Origin of the sequence: Aggregatibacter sp. oral taxon 458 str. W10330, from assembly GCF_000466335.1 — a bacterium.
Classification (GTDB): Bacteria; Pseudomonadota; Gammaproteobacteria; order Enterobacterales; family Pasteurellaceae; genus Aggregatibacter.
Window position 1 is genome coordinate 82,928 of the sequence record NZ_KE952603.1, and the last position, 16,609, is coordinate 99,536.

General features: G+C 43.8%; 20 protein-coding genes. 16 read left to right on the forward strand and 4 right to left on the reverse strand.

Translation table 11 applies throughout. The features are described from left to right. Positions 1-78 precede the first annotated feature (78 nt). The 11 genes from HMPREF9065_RS06655 to rfaD all read left to right on the forward strand — a co-directional run bounded on the left by HMPREF9065_RS06655 (position 79) and on the right by rfaD (position 10,246). On the forward strand, positions 79-666 hold the full coding sequence (locus HMPREF9065_RS06655) for an OmpH family outer membrane protein (protein ID WP_033002447.1): 588 nt from the start codon (positions 79-81) through the stop codon (positions 664-666). After that, positions 666-1,697 carry a UDP-3-O-(3-hydroxymyristoyl)glucosamine N-acyltransferase gene (gene lpxD / locus HMPREF9065_RS06650; protein WP_021615693.1) on the forward strand — a complete coding sequence of 344 codons (1,032 nt, stop codon included), beginning with the start codon at positions 666-668 and terminating at the stop codon, positions 1,695-1,697. Before HMPREF9065_RS06655 ends, lpxD begins: the two co-directional genes overlap by 1 nt. 130 nt (positions 1,698-1,827) lie before the next feature. After that, positions 1,828-2,238 (forward strand): 3-hydroxyacyl-ACP dehydratase FabZ, encoded by a 411-nt coding sequence (fabZ, locus tag HMPREF9065_RS06645; RefSeq protein WP_021615694.1) that lies wholly within the window; start codon positions 1,828-1,830, stop codon positions 2,236-2,238. Positions 2,239-2,257: 19 nt separating this feature from the next. Then, positions 2,258-3,046, forward strand: a complete 789-nt coding sequence (gene lpxA / locus HMPREF9065_RS06640; protein ID WP_006716881.1) for an acyl-ACP--UDP-N-acetylglucosamine O-acyltransferase — start codon at positions 2,258-2,260, stop codon at positions 3,044-3,046. A gap of 79 nt (positions 3,047-3,125) precedes the next feature. Next, positions 3,126-4,310 carry a lipid-A-disaccharide synthase gene (lpxB, locus tag HMPREF9065_RS06635; RefSeq protein WP_033002449.1) on the forward strand — a complete coding sequence of 395 codons (1,185 nt, stop codon included), beginning with the start codon at positions 3,126-3,128 and terminating at the stop codon, positions 4,308-4,310. Then, positions 4,303-4,902 (forward strand): ribonuclease HII, encoded by a 600-nt coding sequence (rnhB, locus tag HMPREF9065_RS06630; protein ID WP_021615696.1) that lies wholly within the window; start codon positions 4,303-4,305, stop codon positions 4,900-4,902. The genes lpxB and rnhB overlap by 8 nt, the downstream gene beginning before the upstream one ends. A 39-nt stretch (positions 4,903-4,941) precedes the next feature. Next, a complete protein-coding gene (locus HMPREF9065_RS06625; protein ID WP_021615697.1) occupies positions 4,942-6,804 on the forward strand; it encodes an SLC13 family permease in 1,863 nt (620 codons plus the stop codon). 17 nt (positions 6,805-6,821) lie between these two features. Further along, positions 6,822-7,430 (forward strand): CDP-alcohol phosphatidyltransferase family protein, encoded by a 609-nt coding sequence (locus tag HMPREF9065_RS06620; protein WP_021615698.1) that lies wholly within the window; start codon positions 6,822-6,824, stop codon positions 7,428-7,430. Positions 7,431-7,440: 10 nt separating this feature from the next. Further along, a complete protein-coding gene (locus HMPREF9065_RS06615) occupies positions 7,441-8,073 on the forward strand; it encodes a lysophospholipid acyltransferase family protein (protein WP_033002450.1) in 633 nt (210 codons plus the stop codon). Continuing rightward, the gene (locus HMPREF9065_RS06610) at positions 8,073-9,002 is read left to right on the forward strand and encodes a phosphatidate cytidylyltransferase (protein ID WP_021615700.1); all 930 of its coding nucleotides are present in this window, start codon (positions 8,073-8,075) and stop codon (positions 9,000-9,002) included. The genes HMPREF9065_RS06615 and HMPREF9065_RS06610 overlap by 1 nt, the downstream gene beginning before the upstream one ends. 317 nt (positions 9,003-9,319) lie before the next feature. Continuing rightward, positions 9,320-10,246, forward strand: coding sequence for an ADP-glyceromanno-heptose 6-epimerase (gene rfaD / locus HMPREF9065_RS06605; RefSeq protein WP_021615701.1), 927 nt, complete (start codon positions 9,320-9,322; stop codon positions 10,244-10,246). A 114-nt stretch (positions 10,247-10,360) separates the two neighbouring features. On the opposite strand, the gene HMPREF9065_RS06600 is transcribed toward rfaD, so the two are convergent. Continuing rightward, positions 10,361-10,807 carry a GNAT family N-acetyltransferase gene (locus tag HMPREF9065_RS06600; RefSeq protein WP_033002467.1) on the reverse strand — a complete coding sequence of 149 codons (447 nt, stop codon included), beginning with the start codon at positions 10,805-10,807 and terminating at the stop codon, positions 10,361-10,363. Between the two features lie 174 nt (positions 10,808-10,981). Between HMPREF9065_RS06600 and tpiA the strand changes: the two genes are divergently transcribed. From tpiA to glpE, 3 genes are all read left to right on the forward strand, one after another. Continuing rightward, positions 10,982-11,773 carry a triose-phosphate isomerase gene (gene tpiA / locus HMPREF9065_RS06595; protein ID WP_021615703.1) on the forward strand — a complete coding sequence of 264 codons (792 nt, stop codon included), beginning with the start codon at positions 10,982-10,984 and terminating at the stop codon, positions 11,771-11,773. A 162-nt stretch (positions 11,774-11,935) separates the two neighbouring features. After that, on the forward strand, positions 11,936-12,496 hold the full coding sequence (locus HMPREF9065_RS06590) for a TIGR00645 family protein (protein WP_021615704.1): 561 nt from the start codon (positions 11,936-11,938) through the stop codon (positions 12,494-12,496). A gap of 24 nt (positions 12,497-12,520) precedes the next feature. Beyond that, positions 12,521-12,871 (forward strand): thiosulfate sulfurtransferase GlpE, encoded by a 351-nt coding sequence (glpE, locus tag HMPREF9065_RS06585; protein WP_033002451.1) that lies wholly within the window; start codon positions 12,521-12,523, stop codon positions 12,869-12,871. On the opposite strand, the gene HMPREF9065_RS0109435 is transcribed toward glpE, so the two are convergent. Next, positions 12,841-13,158, reverse strand: a complete 318-nt coding sequence (locus HMPREF9065_RS0109435) for a DUF5389 domain-containing protein (protein ID WP_033002452.1) — start codon at positions 13,156-13,158, stop codon at positions 12,841-12,843. The two genes, glpE and HMPREF9065_RS0109435, sit on opposite strands and share 31 nt — an antisense overlap. A 41-nt stretch (positions 13,159-13,199) precedes the next feature. Between HMPREF9065_RS0109435 and HMPREF9065_RS06580 the strand changes: the two genes are divergently transcribed. Both HMPREF9065_RS06580 and HMPREF9065_RS06575 read left to right on the forward strand, forming a co-directional pair. Next, positions 13,200-14,069 carry a rhomboid family intramembrane serine protease gene (locus HMPREF9065_RS06580; RefSeq protein ID WP_021615707.1) on the forward strand — a complete coding sequence of 290 codons (870 nt, stop codon included), beginning with the start codon at positions 13,200-13,202 and terminating at the stop codon, positions 14,067-14,069. 61 nt (positions 14,070-14,130) lie between these two features. Further along, the gene (locus HMPREF9065_RS06575; protein ID WP_021615708.1) at positions 14,131-14,886 is read left to right on the forward strand and encodes a DeoR/GlpR family transcriptional regulator; all 756 of its coding nucleotides are present in this window, start codon (positions 14,131-14,133) and stop codon (positions 14,884-14,886) included. Between the two features lie 110 nt (positions 14,887-14,996). On the opposite strand, the gene ftsX is transcribed toward HMPREF9065_RS06575, so the two are convergent. Together ftsX and ftsE are read right to left on the reverse strand one after the other, a co-directional pair. Then, positions 14,997-15,932: a permease-like cell division protein FtsX gene (gene ftsX, locus HMPREF9065_RS06570; RefSeq protein WP_021615709.1), complete on the reverse strand. Its 936-nt coding sequence runs from the start codon at positions 15,930-15,932 to the stop codon at positions 14,997-14,999. Positions 15,933-15,940: 8 nt separating this feature from the next. Continuing rightward, positions 15,941-16,591, reverse strand: coding sequence for a cell division ATP-binding protein FtsE (gene ftsE / locus HMPREF9065_RS06565; RefSeq protein WP_021615710.1), 651 nt, complete (start codon positions 16,589-16,591; stop codon positions 15,941-15,943). Positions 16,592-16,609: the final 18 nt, after the last annotated feature.

Consider the following 16,609-nt stretch of genomic DNA (forward strand, 5'->3'; position numbering starts at 1 on the left):
AACTCTAATCACTTGTTTGTGCCAATGTTGCATTGGCACAAATTAATTTTTTTAATCTATAAAAAGGAAATTTTACTCATGAAAAAAGTCATCAAACTTGTTCTTATTTCAGCCATCTTAATTTTCACTTCTCGTTTAGCCATGACAGAAGAAAATATTGCATTTGTGAGTGCAGATTATCTCTTCCAAAATCACCCTGAACGTAAAGCAATCGCAGCAAAATTAGAAACAGAATTCAAAGAGACTGTGGAAAAATTGACAGAAAACAAGAAAAAGGTCGATGCAAGAATTGCGGATGTACAGAAAAAAGTAGAAGCAAAAGTCGCTGCATTACAAAAAGATGCACCGAAATTGCGCGCTGCCGACATCAAAAAACGTGAAGATGAAATTAATAAATTCGCCAGCACCGAACAAGCGACAATCAATAAGTTAGTGGCAGAACACGATCAACAAGTTCGTATCTATCAAGATAACTATGCAAAACGCGAAAACCAAGAAACCTCTAAATTGGTTGAAAGCATTCAAGCCGCAACTAACGCCGTGGCAAAAGAAAAACACTACACTATCGTGTTAGATGATCGTTCCGTTGTCTTTGCGGCAGACGGTAAAAATATCAGTGATGATGTTCTAAAAGCGATTTCCGCAGCAGCTGCGAAGGCTAAATAATGAGATCCTATTCTCTTTCAGAATTAGCACAACAAATCGGCGCTACCATTCGTGGTAACGCCGATGTTGTTGTAAGTAATATCGCGCCCTTAGATAAAGCGAATGAACATCAGCTAACATTTATTTCTAATGCCAAATTCCGTGAGAAACTGGCACATTCAAAAGCGGGTATTTTGGTCGTATCCGAAGCAGATGTGGCATTTTGTTCACCAGAAAGTAATTTGCTTATCGTGAAAGATCCTTATGTTGCCTATGCAAAATTAGCACAATATATGGATACCACACCCAAAGCAGCAAGTGGAATTGCGAAAAGTGCGGTCATTTCTGACGACGTTTTGTTAGGTGAAAATGTCTCTATCGGTGCAAATAGTGTTATTGAATCCGGCGTTGTGCTGGGTGATAACGTGGTGATTGGCGCAAATTGCTTTATTGGTAAAAATACCAAAATTGGCGCGCACACCCAACTTTGGGCGAATGTATCCGTATATCATGAGGTTGAAATTGGTGAACACTGCCTAATTCAATCCAGCGCAGTCATTGGTAGTGATGGCTTTGGTTATGCCAATGAACGCGGTAAATGGATTAAAATCCCGCAAGTCGGACAAGTGATTATCGGCAATCACGTGGAAATTGGTGCTTGTACCTGTATTGACCGTGGCGCATTAGATGCAACCGTGATTGAAGATAACGTGATTATCGACAACCTTTGTCAGATTGCCCATAACGTGCATATCGGCACGGGTACCGCGGTCGCCGGCGGGGTGATTATGGCAGGCAGTTTAACCGTGGGACGTTATTGTTTAATTGGCGGTGCGAGCGTGATTAACGGGCATATGGAAATCTGTGATCAAGTGACAGTCACCGGTATGGGGATGGTCATGCGTCCGATTACCGAACCGGGTGTGTATTCTTCCGGTATTCCGTTACAAACCAATAAAGAATGGCGCAAAACAGCGGCATTGACGCTTGGCATTGATGGTTTAAATAAACGCATTAAGGCCCTTGAGAAAAAGCTTAAATCAGATGAGTGATGTTTCGTTCATTTTGTGTTGATGCGTTAAATAACGTATAATTTAACGCGTATTTTTTGTCTCTTATTTAATATTGAAAGGTAATCCCGTGACTGAACAAACCTCAAGAATTATCGAATCTCATGAAATCATGCAATTATTGCCACACCGCTATCCTTTTTTGTTAGTGGATCGAGTGCTTAATTTTGAAGAAGGCAAATGGTTGACTGCGATTAAAAATATCAGTGTGAATGAGCCTTGTTTTACCGGTCATTTCCCGGGAAATCCCATTTTACCGGGCGTGTTAATTCTTGAAGCCATGGCGCAGGCTATGGGCATCTTAGCGTTTAAAACCCATGAGTTGGCCGGTGGTGAAATTTTCTATTTCGCCGGTGTTGATGAAGCCCGCTTTAAGCGTCCGATTGTTCCTGGCGATCAAATGGTATTACACGTTGAAGTGATTAAAGAACGCCGTGGTATTACTGCCTTTACCGCTACAGCAACCGTTGATGGTGAAGTGGCCTGTGAAGCGAAACTAATGTGTGCTCGTCGCGTAGCATAATTCAGACAAGGGGATAAATATGATTCACCCAACAGCCAAGGTTCATCCGCAGGCCATTGTTGAAGAAGGTGCAAAAATTGGTGAGAACGTGGTTATCGGCCCGTTTACCATCATCGGCAAAGATGTTGAGATCGGCAAAGGCACCGTCGTCCACTCCCATGTTGTGATTAATGGGCATACACGAATCGGTGAAGATAATGAAATTTATCAATTTGCCAGCATCGGTGAGGTGAACCAAGATCTTAAATATCAGGGCGAGCCGACACGTGTTGTGATCGGTAACCGTAACCGTATTCGTGAAAGTGTCACCATTCATCGTGGTACCGTACAAGGTGGCGGTGTGACGAAAATCGGTGATGACAACTTATTCATGATTAACGTCCATATTGCACATGACTGCGTAATTAAAAACCGCTGTATTTTAGCCAATAACGCTACCCTTGCCGGACACGTGGAATTGGACGATTTCGTCATTGTCGGCGGAATGTCTGCAATTCACCAATTCGTTGTCGTAGGCGCTCATGTGATGTTGGGCGGCGGTTCCATGGTCAGCCAAGATGTGCCGCCCTATGTCATGGCGCAAGGCAACCATGCTCAACCGTTTGGTGTCAACATCGAAGGGTTAAAACGTCGCGGTTTTGATAAACCGACAATGCATGCGATTCGTAACGTTTACAAAATGATTTATCGTAGCGGTAAAACATTAGATGAAGTGATGCCGGAAATTGAACAAATTGCCGCAACGGAATCGGCGATCAGTTTCTTCTTAGATTTCTTTAAACGTTCCACTCGCGGCATTATCCGTTAACCCTTTTAATCAATTCATCTATTGCCGACCGCTCTTTTTCATGACCAAAAGAGCGGTCGTTTTTTTCAGAGTTTTGACTATGCTAAATTCACACTCTTTCAAGGATTCCCCAACGATTGCGATCATTGCCGGTGAGGTATCCGGTGATATTCTCGGCGCAGGTTTAATTCATGCCCTTAAAGCGCGTTATCCGCAGGCCAAATTTATCGGTATTGGCGGTGAACGCATGATTGCCGAAGGGTTTGAAACCCTGTTTGATATGGAAGAATTATCCGTGATGGGCTTAGTGGAGGTGTTGAAACACCTGCCGCGCTTACTTAAAATCCGCCGTAGCATCATCGAGCAATTATCGGCATTAAAACCGGATGTTTTCATTGGCATTGATGCGCCGGATTTTAATTTAGACGTAGAATTGAAGCTCAAACAACGAGGCATTAAAACCATTCATTATGTGAGTCCGTCCGTGTGGGCATGGCGTCAAAAACGCGTGTATAAAATCGCTGCGGCAACCAATTTGGTGCTTGCCTTTTTGCCTTTTGAAAAAGCCTTTTATGATCGTTTCAATGTGCCTTGTCGTTTTATTGGTCACACTATGGCAGATGCCATTCCATTGAAACCGAATCGCGAGGAAGCCTGCCAATTACTCAATTTAGACTCAACACAACGTTATGTCGCGATGTTAGTAGGAAGCCGTGGTGCTGAAGTGGAATTTCTTAGCGAACCTTTCTTGCAAACCGCGCAACTGCTACATCAGCGTTATCCGGACGTTAAATTTCTTGTGCCGTTAATTAATCAAAAACGTCGTCAGCAATTTGAACAAATCAAACAACGCGTTGCGCCGGAATTGGACATGATTTTATTGGATGGCAATGCGCGTGCCGCCATGATCGCTGCCGAGGCAACCTTGCTCGCTTCGGGCACGGCCGCGTTAGAAGCCATGTTATGTAAATCCCCGATGGTAGTGGGGTATCGCATGAAGCCTTTCACCTATTTCTTAGCAAAACGGCTGGTGAAAACCCAATATATTTCTTTACCTAATTTGCTGGCAGGTGAAATGTTAGTGCCGGAATTAATTCAAGAAGACTGTAATCCGACGAATTTGGCAGAAAAATTGTCCTACTATTTAAGTGAGGACAAAAGTGCGGTGCAAAATCGCCATGTTTTATTACAACGTTTTGCCGAATTGCACCAAATGATCCAATGCAATGCCGATCAACAAGCCGCCCAAGCAGTGATTGATTTATTGGAGCCATCCCATGGATAAGTTTGTGTACCCACAGGGCTATGCACTGATTGCCGGCGTGGATGAAGTGGGGCGCGGGCCTTTAGTCGGTGCGGTGGTGACAGCAGCAGTGATTTTAGATCCGAACAATCCTATTGAGGGACTTGCCGATTCTAAGAAACTGTCAGAAAAAAAACGTACATTGCTGGCGCAAGAAATTAAGCAAAAAGCACTGGCGTGGGCGCTCGGTCGGGCTGAATCACATGAGATCGACGAGTTGAATATTTTGCATGCTTCCATGCTTGCCATGGAACGGGCGGTAAAACACTTGAAAATTCAACCGCACTTCGTGTTGGTGGACGGCAATCGGATTCCGCCGAATTTGTTGATACCTGCTCAAGCCGTTATTAAAGGGGATGCTTTGGTGGCGGAAATTAGCGCAGCATCTATTTTGGCAAAAGTCGCACGGGATCAGGAAATGTTGGAATTGGATCAACAATATCCACAATATGCCTTTGCGCAACACAAAGGCTACCCAACGAAATTGCATTTGGAAAAAATCGCCGAATTTGGCCTTTTACCACAGTATCGCCGTAGCTTTGCGCCTGTTAAAAAATTATTAGAATCGCTATAATTTAACCTACATTTGCCCATTTTTAGCACGGAGGACGCCATGAACCAATTTGCCCGCTTAATGGATTCTTTCCGTCCGGAACCTTGGGTATGGGTGCTTTTGTTGCTTATTGCTTCCGTGATTCTCTTCATTCGTAACCGCATTCGCATGGACGTCATCGCCATTTTGGTGATGTTGGCGTTCAGCCTCAGTGGCATTTTAACCGTACAAGAAGTGTTTGCCGGTTTTAGTGACCCTAATATTATTCTGATTGCCTTATTGTTCATTGTTGGGGAGGGCTTGGTACGCACCGGTGTGGCGTATCAAGTGAGTGAATGGCTGTTAAAAGCCTCTCATAACAGTGAAGCACGTGTATTGGTTTTCATGATGTTAGCGGTGGCAGGGCTAGGGGCTTTCATGAGTTCCACGGGTGTCGTGGCCATTTTCATCCCTGTGGTGCTGATGATTTGTCGCCAAATGAATATCTCTCCGAAACGTTTGATGATGCCACTGAGTGTCGCCGGGCTTATCAGTGGTATGCTGACGTTGATTGCGACAGCACCGAACCTTGTGGTGAATGCCGAGTTGGTACGTGAAACCGATATGCGTTTGAAGTTCTTTGATTTTACGCCTATTGGCTTGGTGATTTTGTTTATGGGGATCGGCTATATGCTGGTTGCCCGTCGTTGGTTAAAGTCCGATAAAGAAAATGAAACTAATAGCATGGATAAACGTTCCATGAGTGATTTGATTCATGAGTATGGTTTGCAACAACGCACGCAGCGTTTTGTGGTGAAAAAAGGCTCTCCGCTGATTGGTAAAAATCTGGATGAATTACATTTACGTTCTAAATTTGGTTTGAATGTGTTAGCAATTGAGCGTTGGAAGCGTTTTCGCCCGATATTTATTGCGGCGCTTGGTTCCTCAGACGTCCGTGAGAAAGACATTTTATTGATGGATAGCAGCGATCCTGAATTTAATTTAAAAGCCTTTTGTCAGGAATATCATTTAGAGCGGGCGGAAATTCGTGCGCAGTTTTTTTCGGAACAAGCCAGTTCGATTGGCATGGCGGAATTGATTTTAGTGCCGGATTCCGACTGTATCGGAAAATCGACTGAAGAGCTGGCTTTCCGTTCCAAATACGGTTTGAATGTGGTGGGCATTAAGCGTGACGGCGAAGTGCTTGGTGGGCATTTTGTTGAAACGCCCTATAAAGCCGGGGATTTATTGCTGGTGATTGGCGATTGGAAACTCATCCAGCAAATGCGTAGCCACAGCAAAGATTTCTTTGTGTTGAATTATCCAAGTGAAATTACCCGTGCGGTGCCGGCGCAAAGCCAAGCCCCTTATGCCTTATTGAGCATTTTGGTGATGGTGGTGCTGATGGTAACCCGTGTCGTGCCAAATGTGGTGACTGCTCTCATTGCTTGCTTAATGCTAGGCTACTTCCGTTGCGTGGATAGCAAAAGCGCCTATGATTCAATTCACTGGTCAAGCCTTGTGCTGATTGTCGGGATGATGCCATTTTCGCTAGCTTTACAGAAAACCGGCGGGGTGTCGGTGATTGTCGAGTTAATGCTGAATTTAGTTGGCGGCATGGGTAAACATTGGATTTTAATTAGCCTGTTTATTCTCACTGCCGTTGTCGGTTTATTCATTTCTAACACAGCGACTGCAATTTTGATTGTGCCAATCGCTATTACAATGGCACATCAACTCAATTTATCCCCGATGCCATTTGCGATGGTGGTGGCCATCGCTGCTTCAGCTGCGTTTATGACACCGGTGTCATCGCCGGTAAATACCATGGTTTTCGGCCCCGGTGGTTATAAATTTGCTGATTTTGTTAAAGTCGGTGTGCCGTTCACTCTTTTAGTGATGTTAGTGAGTGTGTTTCTTATTCCTTTACTCTTTCCTTTTTAAGGTTTAAGGAGAATGTGATGAGTATTTATGATCTGAAACCCAAATTCCAAAATCTATTACGTCCTCTCGTGATAAAGCTGGAACAACGTGGTGTGACCGCCAATCAAGTCACCTTAACCGCGTGTGCCATTTCTGTCATTTTAGGGCTAATTTTGACCGCACTTTCCGGTTATCATTGGCTTTTTATTTTGATTCCTATTTGGTTGTTCGTGCGCATGGCACTTAATGCCATTGATGGTATGTTAGCGCGTGAATTTAACCAAAAATCCCGTTTGGGCGGATACCTGAATGAAATCACTGATGTCGTGTCTGACGCCGCGTTATATCTGCCTTTTGCTTTTGTCCATCCTTTTGATGCGTTACAAATCGGCTTGATCATTTGGTTGTCGGCATTGACGGAATTTTGTGGTGTGCTCGGGCAAGTGCAAGGAAAAACACGTCGTTATGATGGTCCGTTAGGTAAAAGCGACCGGGCGTTTTTGTTTGGCGTGTTAGGCTTGGTTTATGTTTTTGTCCCTACTTTACCGGATTTTCTCTATTGGTTGCTTTGGGTTGTCATCATTCTATTAATTGCCACCTGTGTAAAACGCGTGAAGTCCGGTTTAGCCGAAGTGGGTAATGAATAGGAGCGTGATTATGTTAGCCAAATTGATTGATTTTCTCTTATGTCGTTTCACCTCCTTTATCACCGGTGTGCGCCCGCAAAAAAATGTGGAACAGCAATCCGCGGATAAACATCGTTTGTATTTTGCCAACCATAACAGCCACGGTGATTTTATTTTGTTGTGGGTCTCTTTGCCTTATCAAGTGCGCAAAAACACTCGCCCGGTTGCCGGCGCGGATTATTGGACAAAAGGGCCGATTCGTCGTTTCTTGGCGTATAATGTGTTCAATATGTTGCTGATTGAGCGGGGAGGCGACAATCCACAAGCCATTACCCAACAAATTAGCGATGCCCTGCAACATCATTCTCTGATTATTTTCCCTGAAGGCACCCGTAAAATGGACGACGATGTGGCGCTACAACCTTTCAAAAGTGGTTTGTATTACATCGCAAAGCAAAACCCGCAATTAGAACTTGTGCCGGTATGGATTAGTAATATGCATAATGTTTTGCCGAAGGGTTTTGTGGTACCAATTCCGCTGTTGTGCGATTTATACATGGGAGAGCCGTTCTTCTACCGTGAAGCGGAAGACAAAACCGATTTCTTGAACCGAGCCGAACAGGCACTATTAAGTCTAAATTTAACCGAAAAAGGGAAAGCATAATGGAAATATGGCAACTGTTTGGTGGGTTAATCATCACTTTAATTATTGCGTCATCAATCGGTTATGGATTGAAATTCAAAGTCGGCTTTTCCACCCCTCATGCGGTAATTGATAATCTTAACGCACGAATTAATGCCTGGTGGGTCATGATTCTGATCATCTTTGCCGCCGCGGCATTGGGTTTTTATGGCGTGATCGGGTTATTTTTTGTGATTTCCTTCATGGCATTGCGTGAATTTTTATCCTTGCTTTATATTCGTCGTGGCGATCATCTCGCACTTGCCGCTTGTTTCTACGTCATTCTGCCTCTTCAATATTTTTTAGTGGCAATTGACTGGTTCAGTATGTTCACTATCTTCATTCCAGTGTATGGCTTTCTATTTTTGCCAATCCTCTCCGCGTTGTTGGGTGATACGGCACATTTCTTAGATCGTTCCACCAAAGTGCAATGGGCATTGATGATCAGCGTCTTCTGCATTTCCCATATCCCGGCAATCCTGACATTAGACATTAAAGGTTTTGAAGATAAAAAACTGCTATTGATGATTTTCTTGATTTTAGTGGTGCAATCCAGTGATGTGTTGCAATACGTATGGGGTAAGTTATTCGGCAAACACAAAATTGCGCCAAAACTCTCGCCATCCAAAACCGTAGAAGGTTTTGTGGGCGGTGTCATCAGCGCCAGTGTGCTGGGTGGCTTGCTCTATTGGCTTACCCCGTTTAACCCGATACAAGCGGTGTTAATGAGCTTATTAATCTGCCTCATGGGCTTTTTAGGTGGGTTGGTGATGTCTGCCATGAAACGCAGTATGGGCGTAAAAGACTGGGGGAATATGATTAGTGGCCACGGTGGTATGTTGGATCGCATGGATTCCCTTTGCTTCGCTGCGCCGATTTTCTTCCATGTGGTGAGATATTATTGGGCTTAGTACGTTAAACCTCATGCTTTAGCCTTTGTTGCGTATACTGAGGGGCGGGCTATCGGTGACTTTTGTCGGCACATTGAGCGCCTTTCTCTTTTTCGTTACAATAGGTTACCGTTTTATGTACATCAGCGTATGAGGCATGAACACGCGAAGACACAGTGAGCAGCGTATTGCCATTGATATCGCAAGTCGGCTAAATTGCTTCTATATTTAATTTAAAAGTGCGGTTAAAAAACACGGTAAATTTTTACCGCACTTTCATTTCGGTGGGCGGAATGATTCCCTTTCGTTCCATGTTTATCTCGTAAAAGGACACAACTATGATTATCGTAACCGGCGGTGCAGGCTTTATCGGCAGCAATATCGTCAAAGCATTAAACGACATGGGTCGTAAAGACATTTTAGTGGTAGATAACTTAAAAGACGGCACAAAATTCATTAATTTAGTGGATTTAGACATCGCCGATTATTGCGACAAAGAAGACTTTATCGCCTCCATTATCGCCGGCGATGATTTAGGTAACATCGATGCCGTTTTCCATGAGGGTGCGTGTTCCGCCACCACCGAATGGGATGGCAAATACATCATGCATAACAACTACGAATATTCCAAAGAGTTGTTGCATTACTGCTTAGATCGCCAAATTCCGTTCCTCTACGCGTCCAGTGCCGCCACTTACGGCGACAAAACCGAATTCCGCGAAGAACGCGAATTTGAAGGCCCGTTGAACGTGTACGGCTATTCCAAATTCTTATTCGACCAATATGTGCGCGCCATTTTACCTGAAGCGCAATCACCGGTGTGCGGTTTCCGTTATTTCAACGTGTACGGCCCACGTGAAGGCCACAAAGGCTCTATGGCAAGTGTCGCGTTCCACTTAAATAATCAAATTCTCAAAGGTGAAAACCCGAAACTCTTCGCCGGTAGCGAACACTTCCGCCGTGATTTCGTGTATGTGGGCGATGTCGCCGCAGTGAACATTTGGTGCTGGCAAAACGGCATTTCCGGTATTTTCAATTGTGGTACCGGCAATGCGGAATCTTTTGCTGAAGTAGCAAAAGCAGTGATAAAATTCCATGGCAAAGGCGAAGTGGAAACCATCCCATTCCCGGAACATTTAAAATCCCGCTATCAAGAATACACGCAAGCGGATTTAACCAAACTCCGCGCTACCGGCTACGACAAACCGTTTAAAACCGTGGCTGAAGGTGTGGCAGAATATATGGCGTGGCTAAATCGTCGATAATGGATAAAAAAATCGTGCTACGTCTGCGAAACGTAGCACGAAAATTATTTCCGTAAAATTGCACAACGTGCATCATCTCAATAGGCGCGATGGCATTAAATAGCAATGAATGCTTTATGCTAACGCAACTTCTAACTCAAACACCATTTTATGTGGAATCGCCCTAAACCCTTCATCTTCCAGCAAATGATGTTGTTGAATATCCTGTTCTACGGTGAGCCTTGTGGACTGCGTATAACTGACGAATTCTTTGGCTTTGGCGATAAGTGCGGTATAAATTTCATTCGTTTTCTCACTCTGACGAACAAAAATATCCGTTAACTGCCAATAACGTTGTAATTGCAAAGAAGATAGGCGGGGGTATAACTGGATAAAACCGACCGCATGCTCATTTTGATCTAAAGCCAAGAAAAAGATGCTTTCACTAAAACGAATGCGATTGGTTAAGAAAGCCAATGTGCGCTCAGGGTTTTCTGCCATGCCATGAGCCAGACGATATTCTTCAAATAACGGCAGCAGAATTTCTAGGTTCCATTGTTCAGCTTTAAAAATTTTAATCATGAGAAAATCGGTCATTTTTTGTTAAATTTATACAGTAGATTGTATCTTTTTAGTGCAAAAGAATCATCTGTTACCAAGAAAATTTTTTAGAACGACGCTCTTTTTTACCGAAAAAGAGGGATTTTTTGCTATAGTAACCACAGTTTTTATTCAATCAGATTAAGGAGAAACAAAATGGCTCGTCGTCCTCTCGTTATGGGTAACTGGAAATTAAACGGTAGCAAAGCCTTCACTCGTGAATTGATCACCGGCTTAAAAGAAGCATTACACGGTGTAACCGGCTGTGATGTGGCAATTGCCCCACCGGTCATGTATTTAGCGGAAGCAGAAAAATTATTATCAGGCTGTGGTTGTAGCTGTGGCGGTCAAAATATCATTCAATTAGGCGCACAAAACGTGGATGTGAATGTGAAAGGTGCTTTCACCGGTGATATTTCCACTGAAATGTTGAAAGATTTTGGCGCGAAATACATCATTATTGGTCACTCCGAGCGCCGTACTTATCACAAAGAAAGCGATGAATTCGTGGCGAAAAAATTCGGTGTGTTAAAAGAAGCAGGCTTAGTGCCGGTATTATGTATCGGGGAATCCGAAGCGGAAAATGAAGCGGGCAAAACCGAAGAAGTTTGCGCGCGTCAAATTGATGCCGTTATCAATCTCTTGGGCGTAGAAGCCTTCAACGGTGCGGTGATTGCTTATGAACCAATTTGGGCAATCGGTACCGGTAAATCTGCGACTCCAGCACAAGCGCAGGCCGTGCACGCATTTATCCGTGGTCATATTGCGAAAAAATCCCAAGCCGTTGCTGATCAAGTGATCATTCAATACGGTGGATCTGTAAACGATGCGAATGCGGCAGAATTGTTTACCCAACCGGATATTGACGGCGCATTAGTGGGTGGCGCATCCTTAAAAGCCCCTGCCTTTGCCGCAATCGTAAAAGCTGCAGCAAACGCGAAGAATTAATTTATTCTCGTTAACTAAAAGAAAATCGCGAAAGAACCGCACGTTAATTGAATTTAAAGTGCGGTTCTTTTTTATTTTAAAACGCAAAAAATATTGAAAACTTAGCAAAAAACGGTTAATTTTGCGCCCTTTTGAATTTATTTCTATTTTAGGGGAAAAATTATGCAACAAACCACGATAAAACAAACAGATACACAACAAACCAAATCGCATTATGAGCCAACCGCAATCAGCAAAATTATTTTTGCCAGCCGTTGGTTACAATTACCAATTTACCTCGGCTTAATTATTGTGCAGGGGATTTATGCGTATAAATTCATGAAATCGTTATGGGAGTTGATTGTCAACCTGAACGAAATGGATTCCAATACCATTATGCTGGCGGTGTTAAACCTGATTGATGTGGTGATGATTGCGAATTTATTAGTCATGGTGATTATCGGCGGTTATGAAATCTTTGTCTCCAAGCTCCGCACACGCGGACACCCGGATCAGCCGGAATGGTTGAGCCATGTCAACGCCTCCGTGTTGAAAGTTAAATTAGCCATGTCGATCATTAGTATTTCATCTATTCATATGTTACAAACCTTCGTTAACGCAACGAATATGCCGGAAAAAACGATGATGTGGCAGTTATTGTTGCATTTAGGTTTTTTGGCGTCAGCGATTGCCATGGCATATACGGATAAAATTCTTTATAGTACAAGCCACAAATCACATTAATAAATCAAAAAAATGGTAAGACGAATGACGGAATGTCTTGAAATTACGCCGCAACAAGCTTGGGAAATGCTTCAACATGACGATGCGGCTGTATTAGCCGATGTGCGTGATGCGCAAACCTTTAGCTATGCCCATCCCAAAGGCGCGTTTAATTTAACGGAAGCCACTTGGCCACACTTTGAGGCGTTGTATGATTACGATCAGCCGATCATTCTCAGTTGCTATCATGGTATTAGTAGCCGTAACGTGGCAGCCTTTTTGCTGCGTAACGGCTATGAAAAGGTGTATAGTCTGCAGGGCGGTTTCGCCGCGTGGGAAAAGGCGAACCTACCGTTAGAGACTGGTTATGCGTTAAACCCAACAGAGGCGATGTAATAGAAAATGCCGTAAAAAATGACCGCACTTAACGCCAAACCTCTGCGGGCAAAAGCCGGGTGGCGTTGATGGAGTTTATAGAAAACACGCGCCACGATGCCAAGGAGAAAAGGATAGACCCAAAGAAAAACGGACATGGCAGTGATTTGGTTGTCGCTGAGATGCGTATTATTCAATAAGTGCGGTGAAATTAGCATCGCTAACGGCCACAAGAATATCGGGAAACAAAAGGCCGCAATTGCCCACGTAAAGGGGCTGAACCCTGATGGCAAATTTTGATTTCTCATTTTTTCTCCATACGTAAAATTTTGGAACAGGAATATAGCAAATGCAGCATTTGTTTGGTAGTGAAATCCCGTCGTTAGCACAGCATTTCCGTGATGAAATTGCAAAAAAATATCACGTTGAACTCGTTATTCAAGAAACTCAAGATGCACAAGGCAATGTGGTTTATGATGTATTTCTCCCACAAAATTCACCGCACTTTGACGCCATCATTGCGGAAAGCGAAAACTTCTTACAGGCATGGTTGGCGCAACAAAACGCCCGTGCGTGGCAACAAAGCAGCGACAACACTCACGTTCATGCGACATCCCTCCCCTCCTCTCACTTAAATAAGGCTTCTATTTTTTCTTATCTTCAACAACAAAAAATCACTGTGATCATCACCGCACTTTGTGTCGTCATTTATCTTTTTATGCTTTTCGGTTTTGCCGAACCCATTTTATTGGCAACGCATTTCCCTGAAGAGGCGACACAAGAAAGTGAAATTTGGCGTTATTTTACGCATACCTTAGTGCATTTATCCAATATGCACATTTTGTTTAATCTTACTTGGTGGTGGATTTTTGGTGGTGCGATTGAGCGTCAATTAGGTTCTTTAAAACTGCTGCAAATTTACTTCTTTGCCGGCGTGATAAGCGGCATAGCGCAAAATCTTGTCAGCGGTCCGGAATTTTTCGGCTTATCGGGTGTTGTCTATGCGGTGTTAGGCTATGTGTTTGTGTTGGATAAAATCCATAAACAAACCGTTTTTGCATTGCCGGACGGCTTTTTCAATATGTTACTCATCGGGATTTTACTGGGCTTTGCCGGCCCGTTGATCGACATTCAAATCGGCAATACGGCACATATTTCAGGATTGTTGGTGGGCATGGGACTCGCTTGGATGGATCGAAAAATTCGCATTAAGTCGTGATTTCCCCCATTAAATACGCTACATTGGCACGCAAAATCTTGCGAAAGAAGGAAAAGTGATTATGAAACAATCTCTTCGTCATCAGAAAATTGTTGAGCTGGTCAAACAAAAAGGCTATTTAAGCACAGAGGAATTGGTGGCTTTATTTGGCGTGAGTCCGCAAACCATTCGGCGAGATTTAAACGAACTAGCGGAAACCAACTTTATCCGCCGTCATCACGGTGGCGCAGCCTCGCCTTCTACGGCGGAAAATAGCGATTATCACGATCGCAAACACTTTTTTTCTCAAGAAAAAAACCGTATTGCAAGACAGGTCGTACAGCTCATCCCAAACGGTGCATCGTTATTCATTGACATCGGCACTACCTCCGAAGCCGTTTCCTTTGCATTATTAGGACATCAACGATTACGCATTGTGACCAACAATCTTAATGCTGCGCACATTCTGATGCAAAATGATTCCTTCGATATTACCATCGCCAGTGGTTCCCTACGCCAAGACGGGGGCATTATCGGCGAATCCACCGTAGAATTTTTATCACAATTTCGCTTAGATTTTGGTGTGTTAGGCATTAGCGCCATTGATTTAGACGGTACCTTATTGGACTATGATTATCACGAAGTGCAAGTGAAACGTGCCATTATTGATAATTCACGCAACACCTTATTAGTCACCGATCACTCTAAATTTAGTCGCCGCGCGATGGTGAAACTGGGTTCGATTACGGATGTGGAATATGTTTTCACCGACTCGGATGTGCCGGCAGGGATTGATGAATTATTAAAAAATAAAAACGTCAATCTTGTGATTTGTTAATGCGACATCCTCCCCTAGAAATTCGGCGAGACACGCAGAGAAAATAACCATAAAAAAGACCACACTTTACAGCCTTAAAGTGCGGTCTTTTTCTTTTGTGTTTTTATCGTCTAACCTTTCTTATCTAACAAGCGAATATAACGTGTTGCCGATAACCATGCGCCGATATAGCCCATCATCATGCAAACAATTAGCAAGAAAAGAAATTCGGCAAAACTGAGGCCGTTTAAATGAAAACTCACGGCGAAAATATCAGTCACATATTTCACCGCACCGGTGAAATAGCCAATCACCAAGCTACTGAAAATCGCCGCCAAAATGCCACCTAACACCGCATAAATCATGCCGGTATAAAGAAATGGGCGGAGGATAAATTGATCGGTCGCACCGAGCAATTTCATCACTTCAATGTTCGCTTGATTGCTGTAAACGTCAGCACGAATACTGTTGCCGATCACCAAGAAAACCGCAACTGCCATCAGCAGCGTACAGAAAATCGCCACATGCGCCACTAACCACGTCAGTGCGGTCAATTTTTCCAACCAATCGTTATCTAAACGCACTTCTTGAACGCCTTTGATTTTATCCAAGTTTTCCCGCAATTCATTGCGTTTTTGCGATTCGTTAAAGGCTTTGGTTGGTTTAATCATCACTACCGCCGGCAATGGATTGTCATCTAACACATCCAGTTCTTCGTTAAAACCCGACCATTGACGAAATTCGCTTAAGCTTTCCTTGCGAGAAATGTAATTGAGCGACTCTACGCCCTCTTGCTGACGGATTTTTTCCACCACCAAATTGGCATCGTCTTCTGACAAGTTTTTATGTAAATACACGGTCAGTTCACTTTCCGGATAAAACTGCGTGGTGGCGTCATGAATATTTTTCCAAAGCAGGTAGCTTACAGTTGGAATCGTTAAGGACACAGCGATCACTAACACGGTGATGAGCGTGGCAAATTTACGTTGATATAAATCGGCAAACACGGCACGCAGGGAATACAGGGCTTGGGCGCCAAAAGGCAAACTAAAACGACGAGAATTCATGTTACCTCCTAACGCAAATAACCTTGCTCAAGCACAAGGCAAGGTTTAGGTTTTTGTTGAACAATGCTAATGTCGTGCGTGGCAATTAAGACGGTCATGCCAAGACGATTAAACTCTTCAAATAAATTGAAAATCTCAAAAGACAGTGCGCTGTCTAAATTGCCGGTGGGTTCATCGGCTAACAATAATTGCGGTTTATGCACGATAGCGCGGGCAATATCCACCCGTTGTTGCTCGCCGCCCGACAAATGCGCCGTGGAATGATGCGCGCGATCACGCAATCCCACACGATCCAATGCTGCCAACGCACGACTATTGGCATCTTTCGGGTGTTGTCCGGCAATAATCAACGGCAGCGCCACGTTATCCAACACGGAACGATCGGACAATAAACGATAATCTTGATGCACCATGCCGATTTGACGGCGTAAAAACGGTACTTCATGGCGGGATAAACGGGTAATATCGTGTCCGTTAAACCAAATTTGCCCACCATTGGCACGCTCCATGCCCATAATTAATTTCAGCAGGGTACTTTTCCCCGCACCGGAATGCCCCACCAAGTAGGTCATACTGCCCACCGGTAAATGAAAGCTTAACCCTTGCAGCGCCGGTTTTCCGCCCAAATAAGCTTTACTCACATTTGCAAATCGAATCATTTTTCTTCTCTAAAAAAC